Annotated in this window: 13 protein-coding genes and 1 pseudogene; 8 read left to right on the top strand and 6 right to left on the bottom strand. The window is 72.2% G+C overall.

The genetic code is table 11. The annotated features are described in order from the left end of the window. The first annotated feature begins 82 nt into the window (after positions 1-82). Both QA802_RS18080 and QA802_RS18075 read left to right on the top strand, forming a co-directional pair. Positions 83-1,081 carry a sigma-70 family RNA polymerase sigma factor gene (locus QA802_RS18080; protein ID WP_334523689.1) on the top strand — a complete coding sequence of 333 codons (999 nt, stop codon included), beginning with the start codon at positions 83-85 and terminating at the stop codon, positions 1,079-1,081. A 554-nt stretch (positions 1,082-1,635) separates the two neighbouring features. Beyond that, a pseudogene (locus tag QA802_RS18075) lies at positions 1,636-2,298 on the top strand (TetR family transcriptional regulator); the annotation flags it as partial. A gap of 64 nt (positions 2,299-2,362) precedes the next feature. Here QA802_RS18075 and QA802_RS18070 read toward each other — a convergent pair. Continuing rightward, a complete protein-coding gene (locus QA802_RS18070; RefSeq protein WP_334523687.1) occupies positions 2,363-3,454 on the bottom strand; it encodes a helix-turn-helix transcriptional regulator in 1,092 nt (363 codons plus the stop codon). Positions 3,455-3,708: 254 nt separating this feature from the next. Between QA802_RS18070 and QA802_RS18065 the strand changes: the two genes are divergently transcribed. The 5 genes from QA802_RS18065 to QA802_RS18045 all read left to right on the top strand — a co-directional run bounded on the left by QA802_RS18065 (position 3,709) and on the right by QA802_RS18045 (position 10,040). Next, a complete protein-coding gene (locus QA802_RS18065; RefSeq protein WP_334534722.1) occupies positions 3,709-5,166 on the top strand; it encodes an MFS transporter in 1,458 nt (485 codons plus the stop codon). A gap of 213 nt (positions 5,167-5,379) precedes the next feature. Then, positions 5,380-6,141, top strand: coding sequence for a DeoR/GlpR family DNA-binding transcription regulator (locus tag QA802_RS18060; protein WP_334523684.1), 762 nt, complete (start codon positions 5,380-5,382; stop codon positions 6,139-6,141). Positions 6,142-6,182: 41 nt separating this feature from the next. Then, positions 6,183-7,130 carry a 1-phosphofructokinase gene (gene pfkB / locus QA802_RS18055; protein ID WP_319166944.1) on the top strand — a complete coding sequence of 316 codons (948 nt, stop codon included), beginning with the start codon at positions 6,183-6,185 and terminating at the stop codon, positions 7,128-7,130. Between the two features lie 301 nt (positions 7,131-7,431). Beyond that, positions 7,432-9,534 carry a PTS fructose transporter subunit IIABC gene (locus tag QA802_RS18050; RefSeq protein ID WP_334523682.1) on the top strand — a complete coding sequence of 701 codons (2,103 nt, stop codon included), beginning with the start codon at positions 7,432-7,434 and terminating at the stop codon, positions 9,532-9,534. Between the two features lie 206 nt (positions 9,535-9,740). After that, complete coding sequence (locus tag QA802_RS18045) at positions 9,741-10,040, top strand: hypothetical protein (protein ID WP_334523679.1); 300 nt, start codon at positions 9,741-9,743, stop codon at positions 10,038-10,040. A 30-nt stretch (positions 10,041-10,070) separates the two neighbouring features. On the opposite strand, the gene QA802_RS18040 is transcribed toward QA802_RS18045, so the two are convergent. From QA802_RS18040 to QA802_RS18030, 3 genes are all read right to left on the bottom strand, one after another. After that, complete coding sequence (locus QA802_RS18040; protein WP_334523676.1) at positions 10,071-10,817, bottom strand: DUF6227 family protein; 747 nt, start codon at positions 10,815-10,817, stop codon at positions 10,071-10,073. A 166-nt stretch (positions 10,818-10,983) separates the two neighbouring features. Continuing rightward, positions 10,984-12,213, bottom strand: a complete 1,230-nt coding sequence (locus QA802_RS18035; RefSeq protein WP_334523674.1) for a L,D-transpeptidase family protein — start codon at positions 12,211-12,213, stop codon at positions 10,984-10,986. A gap of 232 nt (positions 12,214-12,445) precedes the next feature. Beyond that, positions 12,446-13,474: a P1 family peptidase gene (locus QA802_RS18030; protein ID WP_334523671.1), complete on the bottom strand. Its 1,029-nt coding sequence runs from the start codon at positions 13,472-13,474 to the stop codon at positions 12,446-12,448. A 187-nt stretch (positions 13,475-13,661) separates the two neighbouring features. Between QA802_RS18030 and QA802_RS18025 the strand changes: the two genes are divergently transcribed. Then, entirely contained in the window at positions 13,662-13,841 is a 180-nt protein-coding gene (locus QA802_RS18025; protein ID WP_334523668.1) for a hypothetical protein, read from the top strand. 83 nt (positions 13,842-13,924) lie between these two features. Here the strand turns inward: QA802_RS18025 and mscL are convergent, their stop codons facing one another. Next, entirely contained in the window at positions 13,925-14,392 is a 468-nt protein-coding gene (gene mscL, locus QA802_RS18020) for a large conductance mechanosensitive channel protein MscL (protein WP_334523665.1), read from the bottom strand. Positions 14,393-14,500: 108 nt separating this feature from the next. Next, complete coding sequence (locus QA802_RS18015) at positions 14,501-15,040, bottom strand: RcpC/CpaB family pilus assembly protein (RefSeq protein ID WP_334523663.1); 540 nt, start codon at positions 15,038-15,040, stop codon at positions 14,501-14,503. Positions 15,041-15,165 lie beyond the last annotated feature (125 nt).

Below are 15,165 nucleotides of genomic sequence, written 5' to 3'. Positions count from 1 at the left end.
CACCCGAGGAGAGTCCCGAGTTCCGAGAGTGACCAGGTGTCTGAAGGGCCACCCGCCGAACCTCCATCGCAAGGGAGCACGCATGGCAACCCGTGCCGTCGCCCGCCGCAAGTCCGCCACCGGCGAGACGAGCAGCGCGGCCCGCAGTGTTCGCGCCCATGGCGGCGAGATCGCCGACCGCGACCTGGTCGGCATGTATCTCGACGAGATCGCGCGCACGCCCCTGCTCGACGCCGCGAAGGAAGTCGAGCTGTCCCAGATCATCGAGGCCGGCGTGTTCGCACAGCAGGTCCTCGACGGCGAGGAGAAGTCCAGGGCGGAGGCCTCCCGCGAGGAGCTCGAGGCTCTGGTCGCGGACAGCGAGCGGGCCAAGGACGTCTTCATCCGTTCCAACCTGCGCCTGGTGGTCGCGGTCGCGCGCCGCTACCCCCGCAGCGGCCTTCCCCTCCTCGACCTCATTCAGGAGGGCAACGCGGGCCTGGTGCGCGCGGTCGAGAAGTTCGACTACCGCAAGGGCTTCAAGTTCTCCACGTACGCGACCTGGTGGATCCGTCAGGCCATCACCCGGTCCATAGCGGACCAGTCGCGCACCATCCGTCTGCCCGTCCACCTGGTGGAGGAGCTCGGCCGGATCCGGCGCGTACAGCGCGAGTTCAACCGTGAGAACGGCCGCGACCCCGAGCCCGCCGAGATCGCCGCCGAGCTCGGCTCCACGCCGGAGCGCGTCACCGACGTGCTGGACTGGGCGCGTGACCCGGTCTCGCTGAACATGTCGGTCGACGACCAGGGCGAGACGCAGTTCGGCGACCTGCTGGAGGACACCTCCGCGGTCTCGCCCGAGCAGTCCGTCCTCACTCTGCTGCGCAGCGAGGAGCTGGACGGCCTGATCGACCGTCTCGACCCGCGCACCGCCTCCATCATCAAGATGCGCTACGGCATCGACGACGGCCGCGAGCGCACCCTGACCGAGGTGGGCAAGGAGCACGGTCTGACGAGGGAGCGCATCCGCCAGATAGAGAAGCACGCTCTGCTGGAGCTGAAGAAGCTGGCCCGCGACACGGGCTTCGAGGCGGCGGCGTAGCAGGTCGTCGGCCCCGCCCCGGCGGAGGGGGAGGCCGGTTTGTGCGGGTCCCACAGGGGTGCCGGGCGTGCTGTGAGCGTGCTGTGATGTGGGGTTTCCGCCCGCGTGCGCCCGGCGGGCGGGGACCGCGCAAACATGGCGCGGGAACGCCGCTTCAATCGGCGGAAGCGGGGAAAAAGACTTCTGAGCACGGGAGTTCGAGCCCATCGGACCCCGTAGCTCTCCCAAGATCTTCGCACTGCGCGAGTGAGCCAAGTCCCGACGCACATCCCCCCGGTGCCGGGACTGTCCAGAGCCGGGCTTCGGCGCCTCTCCCCCCAGGCGGCCGGAGCCCGGCTCCTTTTCGCCGTGCGGGAGTTGCGGGCGCACATGACAGGCCCTCGGACGCGACCCGCTCGGGCACGCCGAGAGGCGGGGCACCCCGTACCTGAACCACGGGGTGACCCGCCCGAATGGCAGATTGTGCCACATGGGCATAGCCTGCCGACGTGATCAGCTCGACCCCCTCCGCCGGCTCGGCTTCGCTGACCGAGCGGCGCAAAGCGGCGACCCGGATGGAGATCGCCCGGGCGGCGGCCGGCCTCTTCGTCAGCCGTGGCCTGAAGGCGACCCGGGCCGAGGACATCGCCCAGGCCGCGGGTATCGCCCCGCGCACCTTCTACCGGTACTTCGCGACCAAGGAGGAGGCGGTCGCCCCCCTCTACTCGGCGGGCGCCGAGCGCTGGGCGGAGGCGTTGCGCGAGGCCCCGGCCGAACTGCCGGTGCCGCAGGCTCTCGAACACGCCGTGCGGCACACCCTCGTCACCGGCCGCGGAGTGTCGGCCGCCTCCTGGGAATGGGTCCGCACCCTGATCCGGCTGGCCGGCGCCAGCCCCGCCCTCGGGAAGGTGTGGGCGGAGGTCTGTCACAGCTCGGAGACCACGATCGCGGAGGTGCTGGCGGAACGCGCGGCGGCCACGCCCGGTGCTGCCGATGAGCCCCATACGTCCACGGAGGCGGCACCACCGGGCGAGGCACCCGAAGGGTCCGGCGTCCCTGCCTCCGACGTGCCGCCCACCTCTCCTCGCCAGCGCTTCACGGCCGCCGTGGCCAGTGCCGCCGTCCGGGTCGCGGTGGAGAGCTGGGCGGCGACCGACGCCGCGCCGACCGGTCCGCGCGGCCCGGCCGAGCTGGCGCTGCACAACCTGCGGGCCCTGCACGGGTTCGCGTGGGAAGCGAGCCCTACGAAGGCGAGCCCTGCCAAAGCAAGCCCTGCGAAGGCGAGCCCTACGAAGGCGAGCCCTACGAAGGCGAGCCCTGCGAAGCCGACGTGAAGCCGCTCGACGGACCGGATCCGGATTCCGCCGCGCGTGCCAGGCGTCCGCTCAACTCCCGTGCGCAGTCCGCCAGTTCCTGCGGCTCGCGGACCGAGAACTCGTACCCCAGCATGGCGAACCGGACCGCTGTCCACTCCACCGGATCGCTGGTGGTCCCCCGCATCCGGCATCGACCCGCCCCGCTGCCTGGCCCTCCGCCCGCCGCCCCGTCGTTCGCGCCGCCGTCCTCCCCGTCTGCCGTCCCGGGCGGGTGCGCGACCGGTCTGCCCAGCCAGGACGGCAGCCGGGACGCCACCAGTTCGGCCGGTGCGTCGATGACGACGTCGTACGTGTACTCGTCCGTGTCGGGGCGCCGTTGGATGGACTGCCGGAGGTATTCCGCCGCACTGCCTGTCGGGAGCTCGCGCGGCGTGAAGCGGGAGCCGGTCGCGAAGGGGTCCCGGACCCGGTCGACGCGGAAGGTCCGCCAGTCCTGGCGGTCGATGTCGTAGGCCACGAGATACCAGCGCCGGCCCGTGGACACCAGCCGGTAGGGCTCGGTCAGACGCCGCGACTCCGTGCCGTCCTTCGCGCGGTAGGCGAACCGCAGTCGCTCCTGCCCGGCGACCGTCGAGGCCATGACGGTCAGCGTCTCGGGTGCGATGCTCGCGCCGTCCCCGCTGGTCAACGGTGTGGTCGCGGCCTGGAGGGTGGAGACGCGGTGGCGCAGCCGGGCCGGCAGCACCTGTTCCAGCTTGGCGAGGGCCCGTACGGAGGCCTCGTCGACGCCCTCCAGTGCGTGCCCCGCGCCCGCCCGGAGTCCGACGGCGATCGCCACGGCCTCCTCGTCGTCGAGCACGAGCGGTGGCATCGCCTTGCCCGCGACCAGCCGGTATCCGCCGTCCGAGCCCTTGCTGGCCTCGACGGGATACCCGAGTTCGCGCAGTCGGTCGATGTCCCGCCGGACCGTGCGCCGGGAGACCCCGAGGCGGTCCGCGAGCTCGCCGCCGGGCCATTCGCGGGGCGTCTGGAGGATGGAGAGGAGTTGCAGCAGCCGAGCCGGGGTGTCCGTCGTCATGTTTCGAGGATGCCTCACCACTAGGACACGATCTGACCTATTGCGGTCCTACAGTCATACCCATGAGCGACACGGACACCTCCACTGAGAACGAGAACGAGGCGGCGGCACCCGCCTCTCGGGCCACCGACCCCGGAACCCCCGCGACGGCATCGGACGCGAAGGCATGGGACGTGACGGCATCCGCCGTGAAGGCATCCGACGTCACGGCCGCGCCGGGCGACCGCCGCCGCTGGTTCGCGCTCGCGATCGTGATGACCGCGGCTTTCATGGACCTCGTCGACGTCACCATCGTCAACATCGCGATCCCCTCCATCCGGGAGGACGCGGGCGCGTCCTGGAGCCAGATCCAGTGGATCACCGCCGGTTACGCGCTCGCCTTCGCCGCCGGGCTCATCACGGGCGGCCGGCTCGGCGACATCCACGGTCGCAAGCGGCTGTTCCTCATCGGCATCGGCGGCTTCACCGTCGCCTCCGCGTTGTGTGGCTTCGCGGTGAACCCGGACATGCTGGTCGCCTCCCGCATCCTGCAGGGCGGCATGGCGGCGATGATGGTCCCGCAGGTGCTGTCGATCGTGCACGCCACCTTCCCGGCGCACGAGCGGGGGAAGGTGTTCGGGCTGTTCGGCGCGATCGTGGGGCTGGGAGCGGTCTCCGGCCCGCTGCTCGGCGCACTGCTGACGGAGTGGAACCTGTTCGGGCTGGAGTGGCGGCCGATCTTCCTGATCAACCTGCCGGTCGGTATCGCGGGACTGATCCTCGGCAGCCGGTTCATCACGGAGTCGAAGGCCCCGAAGGCGCTGAAGCTGGACCTGGTGGGCGTCGTCCTGGTGACCCTCGGTCTGCTCATGCTCCTCTACCCGCTCACCCGCGGCCGTGAGCTCGGCTGGCCGGTGTGGGGGTACGTGTCGATGGCGGGCGCGCTGGGCGTCTTCGGCGCGCTGGTCGCCTACGAGCGGCGCAAGGCCGCGCGGGACGGCTCGCCGCTGATCGAGCTCACCCTCTTCCGGGTGCGGAGCTTCGCGGCGGGCGTCGCCGTGCAGACCGTCTTCGGGATCGGCCTCGGCGTCTTCTTCCTGGTGTGGACCCTGTACATGCAGACCGGCCTCGGCTGGAGCCCGCTGAAGGCGGGGCTGACCGGCGTCCCGTTCTCGATCGCGGTGTCGGTGGCCGCCGGGATGTCCGTCCAGAAGCTGACCCCGCGGTTCGGGCGGAAGGTGCTCCAGGCGGGCGCTCTGACGATGACCGTCGGCGTGCTCCTCTACATCTGGGAGTCCGAGCGCTACGGCCTCGGCATCGCACCCTGGCAGATGGCGCTGCCGCTGGTCGTGATGGGCGTGGGCATGGGCCTGATCTTCGCCCCGCTCACCGACGCGGTGCTGTCCGAGGTGCCGCGCGAGCACGCCGGCTCGGCGTCGGGACTCATCAACACCGTGCAGCAGATGGGCAACGCGCTCGGTCTCGGACTCGTCGCGGTGGTCTTCTTCGGCGAGATCGGCGACCGGCTGGCCCCGGCCGAGGTCGGCCCCGCCTTCGTGAACGCCTTCCAGCACGCGCTGGGCTGGGTGGCGCTGGTGATGTTCGGGATCTTCCTGCTGATGTTCGCTCTGCCGAAGCGGTCCGCGCAGCACATGGAGGGCGTCGAGGACGTCCCGGAGGCCGCCCCGTCCGAGGAACCGGCGCGGGAGAAGGAACACGAGTTCGCCGGCTGAGCTTGAGCCCGCCGGCTGAGCAAGACGCCGCCGGCTGAGCTTGAGCCCGCCGGCCGGGGCCCGTCACCGCAACGGAGGCGGGCCCCTTCGCGTGTGTCCGTTCCTGCCCGCATCGCGCCCGAACTTGTTTACTTATCGGCGATCCGGGCGTAACCTCCGTGGCGAAACCACACGTTCGGGCATGAACGTGATAGCGGTCGGAGGGGAACGGACATGTACGCACCGGAGCGGCAGCAGGAGATCCTGCGGCTCGCCCGCGATGGCGGCCGGGTGGACGTCCTGTCACTGGCCGAGGAGTTCCAGGTCACCGCGGAGACGATCCGCCGCGACCTGAAGGCCCTCGACCGCGCCGGTCTGGTGCGCCGTGTCCACGGCGGCGCCATACCGGTCGGACGCCTCGACTTCGAGCCCGACCTCGCCGAACGCGAGGGCACCTCCACCGACGAGAAGGACCGCATCGCCAAGGCGGCCCTCGCCGAACTGCCGGCCGAGGGCACGATGATCCTCGACGCCGGCACGACGGTGGCCCGGCTGGCCGCCGCCCTGCCGCTGGAGGCCGAGCTCACCGTCGTCACGCACAGCCTGCCCATCGCGGCCCGTCTCGCGGACCACCCCGGGATGCAGCTCCATCTCGTCGGGGGACGCGTACGGCATCGCACCCGCGCCGCCGTGGACGCCTGGGCGCTGCGCGCGTACGGCGAGATCCGCGCCGACGTCCTGTTCGTCGCCGCCAACGGCTTCTCCGCCGAGCTCGGGCTGACCACTCCCGACCTCGCCGAGGCCGCGGTGAAGCGGGCGGCCGTCGCAGCCGCACGCCGCGTGGTGCTGCTCGCCGACTCCTCCAAGCACGGCCAGGAGCACTTCGCCCGATTCTGCGACCTGAGCGACGTGGACCTGCTGATCACCGACAGCGGGCTCAGCGACGACGACATGGTCGCCGTCGAACGCGGCGGCACGGAAGTGGTACGAGCATGAGCGGCACCAAAGGCACCCGCGGCACCCATGGCGGCGCGGGCGTGATCCTCACCGTCACCCCCAACCCCTCCCTCGACCGCACCTACGAGATCCCCGCCCTGGACCGCGGCGAGGTCGTCCGCGCCACCGGTGAGCGGATGGACCCGGGCGGCAAGGGCGTGAACGTGTCGCGCGCGGTCGCGGCCACCGGAAGGCGCACGGTCGCCGTGCTGCCCCTGGGCGGCGCGCCGGGCGCGCTCGTCGCCGAACTGCTCGACGCGCAGGGCATCGAGGTAGCGCCGGTCCCGGTCGCCGGAGCCACCCGCTCGAACATCGCCCTAGCCGAGTCGGACGGCGTCCTGACGAAGATCAACGCGCCCGGCCCCGAGCTGTCCGCCGAGGAACAGGAACGGCTCCTGGCGACGGTGCGTGAGCAGTCCTGCGGCGCGGACTGGATCGCCTGCTGCGGAAGCCTGCCCCGCGGGCTCACGCCCTCCTGGTACGCCGAGGTAGTCGCACGGGCGCACGCCGCAGGCGCGCGCATCGCGCTGGACACCTCGGGGCGTGCGCTGCTCGAGGCGCTGCGGGAGCGGCCCGACGTGGTGAAGCCGAACGCGGAGGAGCTCGCGGAGGCCGTCGGACGCCCCCTGGCGACCGTCGGCGACGCGGTGAAGGCGGCCGAGGAGCTGCGCGCAATGGGCGCCCGTGCCGTGCTCGCCAGCCTGGGCGCCGACGGGCAACTGCTCGTGGAGGACACGGGCACCTGGTTCGCGAGCGCCCGCGTGGACGTCGTCCGCAGCAACGTCGGAGCGGGCGACTCCTCCCTCGCCGGCTTTCTCGTCGCCGGCGGCAGCGGCCCGGCGGCACTCGCCTCCGCCGTCGCACACGGCGCGGCCGCCGTCCAGCTGCCCGGCAGCGTGATGCCGACCCCGTCCGACCTGGATCCGGCGGCGGTGACGGTGACGGCGGAGGTGCCGGTGGACCGTCGACTCGGCGAGCCGGTTTCATGACGACGACCCACGCGCGCCCCGCGACGCCCGGCACACCGGCCCCTGAACGGCGAGGTGCCCCGCCGCCTGAACGGCGAGGTGCCCCGGCACCCGCCGCTCCCTACGGCCGGCAGGGCATCCTGAGTCGCCCTGCCGACCAGGGGTCGCAGGACCCGAACCCTCCCGCGACCCCACGGAGGCCGGGTCCCCCCAGCCCCGCCTCCGACCTCCCCACCTCCCGTTTTCCCGCCTTCGACCTCCCCGCCCCCTCTCCCTCCCATCACTCCACGCCCCGGGCAATACGCGTGCGAAGGAGCCCGCGATGAGCGACATGATCACCGCGGACCTGGTCGACCTCGACCTGTCCGCCGAAACGAAGGAAGCGGTGGCGCGGTCCCTCGCCGAGCGCATGGTGGCCCTGGGCCGGGTGACCGACCTCGACGGTTTCCTCGCCGACGTGGCCGCCCGCGAGGCCCAGATGCCGACCGGTCTCGACGGCGGCATCGGCATCCCGCACTGCCGCAGCGCCCACGTCACCGAGCCGACCCTCGCCTTCGGCCGCAGCACGGCGGGCGTCGACTTCGGCGCCGCGGACGGCCCCGCCGACCTGATCTTCCTCATCGCCGCCCCGGCCGGCGCCGACGACGCCCATCTGACGATCCTGTCGTCCCTGGCCCGTCAGCTGATGAACACCGAGTTCACCGACGCGTTGCGCGCGGCGGGCGACCCGGCGGCCGCGGCGGTCCTGATCCGCGGCGACGAGGCTGCGGCCCCCACGACGTCCGAGACCCCTGCGACGTCCGAGGATCCCGAGACGTCCGAAGACTCCGTGCCGGCGTCGGCGGCGGCCTCCGCCGACGCCGGCACGGCCCCCGCGGCATCTCCTGCCGCCCCCGGGCCGGCGAGCGGTCGCCCCTTCCGGATCGTGGCCGTCACCTCCTGCCCCACCGGCATCGCCCACACCTACATGGCGGCGGAGTCCCTGGAGAACGCGGGCCGTGAGGCGGGCGTCGAGCTGGTCGTGGAGACGCAGGGCTCGGCCGGGTTCTCCCGGCTCGACCCGGCGGTCATCGCCGACGCGGACGGTGTGATCTTCGCCCACGACGTGCCCGTACGGGAGAAGGAACGGTTCGCCGGCAAGCCGACCGTCGACGTCGGTGTGAAGGCCGGCATCAACAAGCCCGCCCAGTTGATCGCCGACGTGCGCGGCAAGGCCGAGCGCGGCGAGGTCACGGCGAGCGCCAAGGGCGGCGGCACGCCCGTCGAGCGGGCCGGCGAGTCCGGCGACGGCTATGGCACCAGGCTGCGCAAGTGGCTGATGACGGGCGTCAGTTACATGGTCCCGTTCGTCGCCGCGGGCGGTCTGCTGATCGCTCTGGGCTTCGCGATCGGCGGCTGGGAGATCAACAAGGCGCCCTCGGTCATGGAGCACTTCTCCTGGACCCAGGTCGACAGTTGGGGCGCCCTGCTCTTCCAGATCGGCGGGGTCGCCTTCGGCTTTCTCATCCCGGTCCTCGCCGGCTACATCGCTTACGGCATGGCCGACCGGCCCGGCCTCGTCCCCGGCTTCGTCGGCGGAATGATCGCCTCCAACATCGCGGCCGGCTTCCTCGGCGGCCTGGTCGCCGGTCTGCTGGCGGGCGGCGTCGTCCTCGCGATCCAGCGGATCAGGATCCCTCCGGTGCTGCGCGGCATCATGCCGGTGGTGGTGATCCCGCTGATCTCCTCGCTGGTCGTCGGCTTCCTGATGTTCGTGGTGGTCGGCAAGCCCATCGCCGAGGCCCAGAAGGGCATGACGGACTGGCTGGCCGGGCTCTCCGGCACCAACGCCGTCCTGCTGGGCGTGTTGCTCGGCCTGATGATGTCCTTCGACCTCGGAGGTCCGGTCAACAAGGTCGCCTACGCCTTCGCCACGGCCGGTATCGCCGTCCAGGACCCCAGCGACTCCGCGATGAAGGTCATGGCCGCGGTGATGGCGGCGGGAATGGTGCCGCCGCTGGGCATGGCGCTCGCGACCGTCGTCCGCAAGAAGCTCTTCACGCCGACCGAACGCGAGAACGGCAAGGCGGCCTGGGTGCTGGGCGCCTCCTTCATCTCCGAGGGCGCGATCCCGTTCGCCGCCGCCGACCCGCTGCGCGTCATCCCCGCCTCGATGGCGGGCGGCGCGGTCACCGGCGCCCTGTCCATGGCCTTCGGCGCCACCCTGCGCGCCCCGCACGGCGGCGTCTTCGTGGTCCCGCTGATCGGCAGCCCGTTCCTGTACCTGCTGGCCGTCGCGGCTGGCGTGTGCGTGACGACGGCCGTGGTCGTCGTCCTCAAGGGCCTGCGCAAGCCCCTCGCCGGTACGGGGACGGCGGAGCCCGGGACGACGGAGGGGACCACGTCCGCTACGGCGTCGGAGCCGAAGCAGCCGGTGGCCGCATAGCACCCGACTCGACCACGCGCCCTCGCGCTTGAGCACGCAGGCCCCGGGCTCGCAGCGCGCGGGCCCCGGTCCTAGCCTGCGGCCCCCGGCCACGGCCCCGTGCGGTCTTCGCCCGCAGCGGCCGCGTATATCCGCCGGTGTGGGTGACCTGCGAGATTCGTCACGGTCCGGGGCCGAAGCCCCGGGCCGTGGTGTGTACTGGCGGTATGCCCGTGCATCTCACGCCCGCACTGTTGACGGCCCTGACCGTTCTCGCCGTGGCGTCCGTCGCCTGGCTGCTCGTCGTGACCCGGGTCCTGCGCCGTATGCGGGCACGCGCTGCGGCGCACGCGGCACTGCCCGCCGTCCCGGTGCTTCCCACCCTTCCCGCTCACCCGGCCCATCCCGGCCTTCCAGGTCTCCGGGGTCGGGCGCGGACCGGTCCCCACCGGGAGACCGTCGAACTGACGGTGGCGGAGGAGGACGCGTTCGCGGGCCTCGTGCGCCGGCTCGGCGACGGCCGCTGATTCCGGGATTCCGGCCGGACGCCCCGTTCCTCAGGACACCTGGGCGGCCCGGCGCTCCATCGCATCGCGTGCCGCGTCCTCCGACGCGTACACCTCGCACATGTGGCGGCCGTCGGGCGTCGCCGTGTGCTCGACCTCCCACAGGGAGATCTCCCGGCCGTCGCGCAGCAGGAAGGCGTGCTCGTAGAGCGAGTAGCCGAGGCCGATCCGGCCCGCACGGCAAGGGCGCCCGAAAGCCTGGGTGATCTGGTGCGCGAACGCCGACTTCAGCAGCGCTGTCGTGTCCGCGCCGGGCTGATCGGCGTTCTCCGCGCGGCGCAGCAGTCTGCGCGCGTGGTCCGCCGAGTCGTCCGGCACGTACATGTGGCGGGGTGCGGGCACCGGCGACAGCTGTACCAGCACCGGCAGTTCGAAGTCCGGCGTGTCCGACGGCAGGGGCAGCCGGGCCGTGGCGGCGCGCAGCTCCTCCTCGTCGACGTACACCTCGTGCTGCGGCTCGCTGCCCGGTGCGGTGTTGTGCACCAGCTCCCACAGCGTGAGCGCGCAGCCGTCGGCCAGCAGCCAGGTGTGCCGGTAGGTCTCCCGGTGCAGGCCCGCGCTGTGGTGCGCAGAGTGCAGGGAACTGTCGTGGGCCAGCGCGCAGTCGAGCCGCCGCAGGGCCTCGTCGGGCAGTTCGAAGGAGTTCAGGGCGCGACCCAGCAGTCGCGCGAGGTGCTCCTCCGGAGACTCGGGCGACTCGGCTGGTTCGTACGCTGTGGTCTCGTACGGAACGCTCAAGGTTTCTCCCGGCGTTGCTGCATGTCACCTTGTGGGTGCATACCGTAGCCCCTCGGTCGGACATCATGTCCGGGAACCGAGAAAACGTACGTCGAGGAAAACGCTCGGGCCGCGCGATCGGTTCCCGCGCGGCCCGTCATGCCCTCAAAAACCGCCGGTCATACGGTCAGACCGCACTTCCGGCCGTCCACTCGGCCCACGACAGGTTCCACCCGTTGAGCCCGTTGTCCGGGGCCACCGTCTTGTCGGGGGAGTTCTTGACGACCACCACGTCACCGATCAGCGACTGGTCGTAGAACCACTTGGCGGGCGTGTCGCCCTGCGCGCCCCGCACGTCGGCGAGCCCCACGCAGCCGTGGCTGGTGCCGGTGCGGCCGAAGGGCGGATTGCTCTTCCGGTACCAGTAGTTGCCGTGGAGGAAGGTGCCGGACGCGGTCAGCCGCATCGCGTGCGGGACATCAGGGATGTCGTACTCGGAGCCCAGGTTGACCGTCCGGCTGTTCATCCGCGTCTGGGTGAACTTCTCGGAGATCACCATCTGGCCGTTGTACGTGGTGTGCTGGGCGTCGCCCGACGAGATCGGGACCGTCTTCAGCGCCCGGCCGTCCCGCACCACCGTCATGGTCTGCGTGTTCACGTCGACCGTCGAGACCTGAGAACGCCCGACCGTGAAGGTGACCGTCTTCTTCTGCACACCGTGCAGACCGTTCGCGCCCTCCACCCCGTCCAGGTCGATCTTCATCGTGATCTTGGAGCCGGCCTTCCAGTACTCCTCGGGCCGGAAGTCCAGCCGCTGCGCGCCGAACCAGTGCCCCACCACCTGCTGTCCGCTGCTGGAGGTGACCGTGATGTGCGACTGCACGGCCTTCTTGTCGCCGATGGCCTTGTCGAAGGCGAAGGACACCGGCATCCCCACGCCCACCGTCGTGCCGTTGTCCGGCGTGTACGTGCCGATGAAGCTGTCGGCCGAAGAGACCGTGGTGAAAGTGGAGTTGGCGGCAGCGGTCCTGCCGCTCGAGTCCTTCGCGATCGCCGATATCCGGTACTTCGTCCCGCGCTCCAGCTGCTCCTTCGGCTTCCAGCTGCCGCCGTCCGCCGACAGGACGCCTTCGACGGCCTGCCCCGACCCGGCCACCGTCATCTTCACCTCGGTGAGCCGGCCCTCGGCGACCTTCACCCCGGTCGTGTTGATCGACGCGCCCGTCGAGCCGTCCTGCGCCGAGATGACGATCTTCGCGGTGGACGTCTTGACGGCGCTCGTGCCGTTCTTGCCGCCCTTGGCGTTCTCGTCCTCGGCGCTGGCGCTGCCCCCGCAAGCGGTCAGGGTCAGGGCGCCGACGATCAGGGCCGCACAGGCTCCCACTGCGCGCCGCGCTGCTTTGTCCGCCGTAGTCACGGGCTGCTCCAACTTCGTGTGAGGTGAGTGATCCGTGCCGGTATCCGTGCCGGTATCCGATCCGGTACGTGGACAAGGAGGGCCTCGGCGGCCGACGGGGTTCCCTCCGATCCCCGTTGACGCCGTCACGTGACAGAACCCGGACAATCGCCCTCGGCGAGCACACCCCCGTGACAATCACCCGTCCCCGAGCGCCCGTTGCCGGTGACGAGCGCCCGTCCCCGAGTGTCCGTCAACCGGCCCCGTACAGCTCCCGGTACGACGGCCAGGTCCCGCCCGGTACATCCATCGACTCGGCGGCGCGCACGGCTCGCACGATCGCCCGCGTCACCATGTCCGCGCCCGCCGCGAGCACGTCGTTCAGGGCGAGCGGGTTGCCGGGGTCGAGCGGACGCGCGCCCGTCGCCAGCGTGAACACGGTGTCGCCGTCATGCAGCAGGTGCACCGGCCGTACGGCACGCGCGATGCCGTCGTGTGCCGTCCCCGCCAGCTTCTGCGCCTGCGCCTTGGACAGGTCCGCGTCGGTGGCCACCACCGCGAGCGTCGTGTTGAGCGGCGCAGGGGCGTTCCTCGCCGCGCTCTCGGCCAGCCGGCGGCGCGCGGCCTCGTGCACCCGCGCACTCGGGTACGTCACGCGCCCCTGGAAATACTCCCCGTACAGCACTCCCGTATCCGGATCCAGCACCGACCCCACGGCGTTGGCCACCACCAGCGCGGCCACCGTGATCCCCGACCCGAGGACGACGCCGGCGGTGCCCACCCCACCCTTCATCGCCCCGACGGCCGCGCCCGTCCCCGCGCCGACACAGCCCTCCGGCACCGGTGCTCCGGGCTCGCAGGCCGCAGCCGCCTCCACCGCGGCCCGGCCGGTGGCCGCGTCGGGGCGGGCCCGGAAGTCGCCGCCCCGCCCCAGGTCGAAGACACAGGCGGCGGGCACCACCGGCACGACGTGCCGTGGATCCGGGCCGACCGGGATCCCGCGCCCCTGCTCCTCCAGCCAGGCCATCACCCCGGACGCCGCGTCCAGCCCGTAGGCGCTGCCGCCGGTCAGCACGATCGCCTCGACCCGCTGGACCAGGTTGCGCGGATCGAGGGCGTCGGTCTCCTTGGTGCCGGGACCGCCGCCGCGCACATCGACGGCTGCCACGGCACCGCCCTCCGGCGCGAGGACCACCGTGGTGCCGGTGAGCCACCCGCCGCCCGTCCGCGTGGCATGCCCCACCCGCAGGCCGGGGACATCCGTCAGAGCGTCAACTGTCATGGAGGCAGTCTCGCCCAGCGCCCCGGCCTCCGGGCCGCACCCGACCTCTGTTGGTCGGGGTCTTTGCGGACGATCTCCGGTTCGCCGCCGAGCACGGTGGTGGCCCAGTCGACCAGGCGGCCGGCGAAGCCCTGGTCCGCCCAGACCGGCCCGGCACGGCCGGCCGGCGGGGCCGTACTCTTGAGGCATGAGCAGCCCCTCCCCCGAGCGGCGCGACCCGAAGGCCGCGCTGAACTTCGACGACCCGCTGGACCGGCAGTCCTCGGACGACACCGACCAGGGGTGGGGCGAGCGACCTGCCGCCGACGGGGACAGCGCCGCCGACCTCAGGCGGTTCCTCGACGAGAAGCCGCCCCACCACATCTGAGACCGCACGGGCCGCACGGGCCGCACGGGCCGCGCAGGCTGCCGGACGCCGCTTCGCGCGGCCCCCCGGCGGCAGTGCCGTCGCTATCGCTCGCTGTGGCCGGTGCCCCGCTGGGCGACCAGGGCGTCGCGGATCTCCTTGAGCACCTCCAGCTCGGTCACCTCGATGATCTCCCGTGTGCCCTCCTTGGCCTTCCTGCGGGCCTCGACCTTCGCCAGGTACTTCGCCATGGGCAGGACCATCAGGAAGTAGACGACCGCCGCGGTGATCACGAACGTGAGGGTCGCGCCGAGGACGGACCCCCACAGGATCCGGACCCCGGTCGCGCTGTCGCCCGTCCCGGTGCAGGGGTCTTTGATGCAGGAGTAGTAGCTGTCCAGGTTCTTGGTGCCGACGGCTCCGACGACCGGGTTGATGATGCCCTTCACGATCGAGTTGACGATGTTCGAGAAAGCCGCGCCGATCACCACCGCGACGGCCAGATCGACGACGTTGCCTCGCATCAGGAAGGCCTTGAAACCCTGCAGGACGCTTGCCTTCTGTTCGCTCACCTCGGGGACACTCCTCGCATGTACAGGTTGTGGAACAAACAGCTCCGCAACCTACGTCACCGCCCGGCACGGGTGTCCCACGAGGTCCCTCGACGGGGGGATTTGACGTCAGCACAGGGTCACCGACAGCCGCGCGGCGGCGCTCGCGCCGGCCAGCCGCGCCGCGGTGGACCGGGGCACCGACAGCACGACCAGCGCGCCCGCGTCACTGACCGGCCCGGCATCGCCGGCCGGGACGTCCAGCGGCTCGGGGACCCTGGTCACGAGCGCTCCACGGGCGACCACCCGGGCGGTGGCGCCCCGCACCGTCTGCTCGGCGGCGATGACGTCCACCCGGTCACCGGGGCGCAGCAGCCGGACGGCGGCGGCATCGGCGATCCGCACCGGGGCCGACACCTTCCTGGCGGCGCGCGGGACCGGGGCGGGCGCGCGCGCCGCCGACTGCGCGCGGGCCGACGGGCCGGTTCCGCTCCGCTCCGACGGGTGTCCGCGCACCGGATCGCCGATCCGCGGCCCGGCCGCCACCAGCGCGACGGCGGTGACGGCGAGACCGGCCGCGAGAGCCCGCCTACGACCTCGGGCCAGCCTGCCCACCGGACTCAGCCGGTACCGCCCGCATCGGACGCGCACCGGAGAGAAGGGCGGCACCTCCCGGTTGGCGGGCGCCTCCGCGCCGGAGAAGAACGGGCGGGAGGGTGACGGATCCGCCGGGGGAGCCCCGGGGCGGCGGACGGGCCTGGCGGGGAAGGGTGCGCAAGACAGGGGAGCGGAGA

Source organism: Streptomyces sp. B21-105 (assembly GCF_036898465.1).
In the GTDB taxonomy this organism is placed as follows: Bacteria; Actinomycetota; Actinomycetes; order Streptomycetales; family Streptomycetaceae; genus Streptomyces.
Note: the sequence above shows the minus strand (reverse complement) of the source record. Positions and strands in the feature narration are given on the sequence as shown.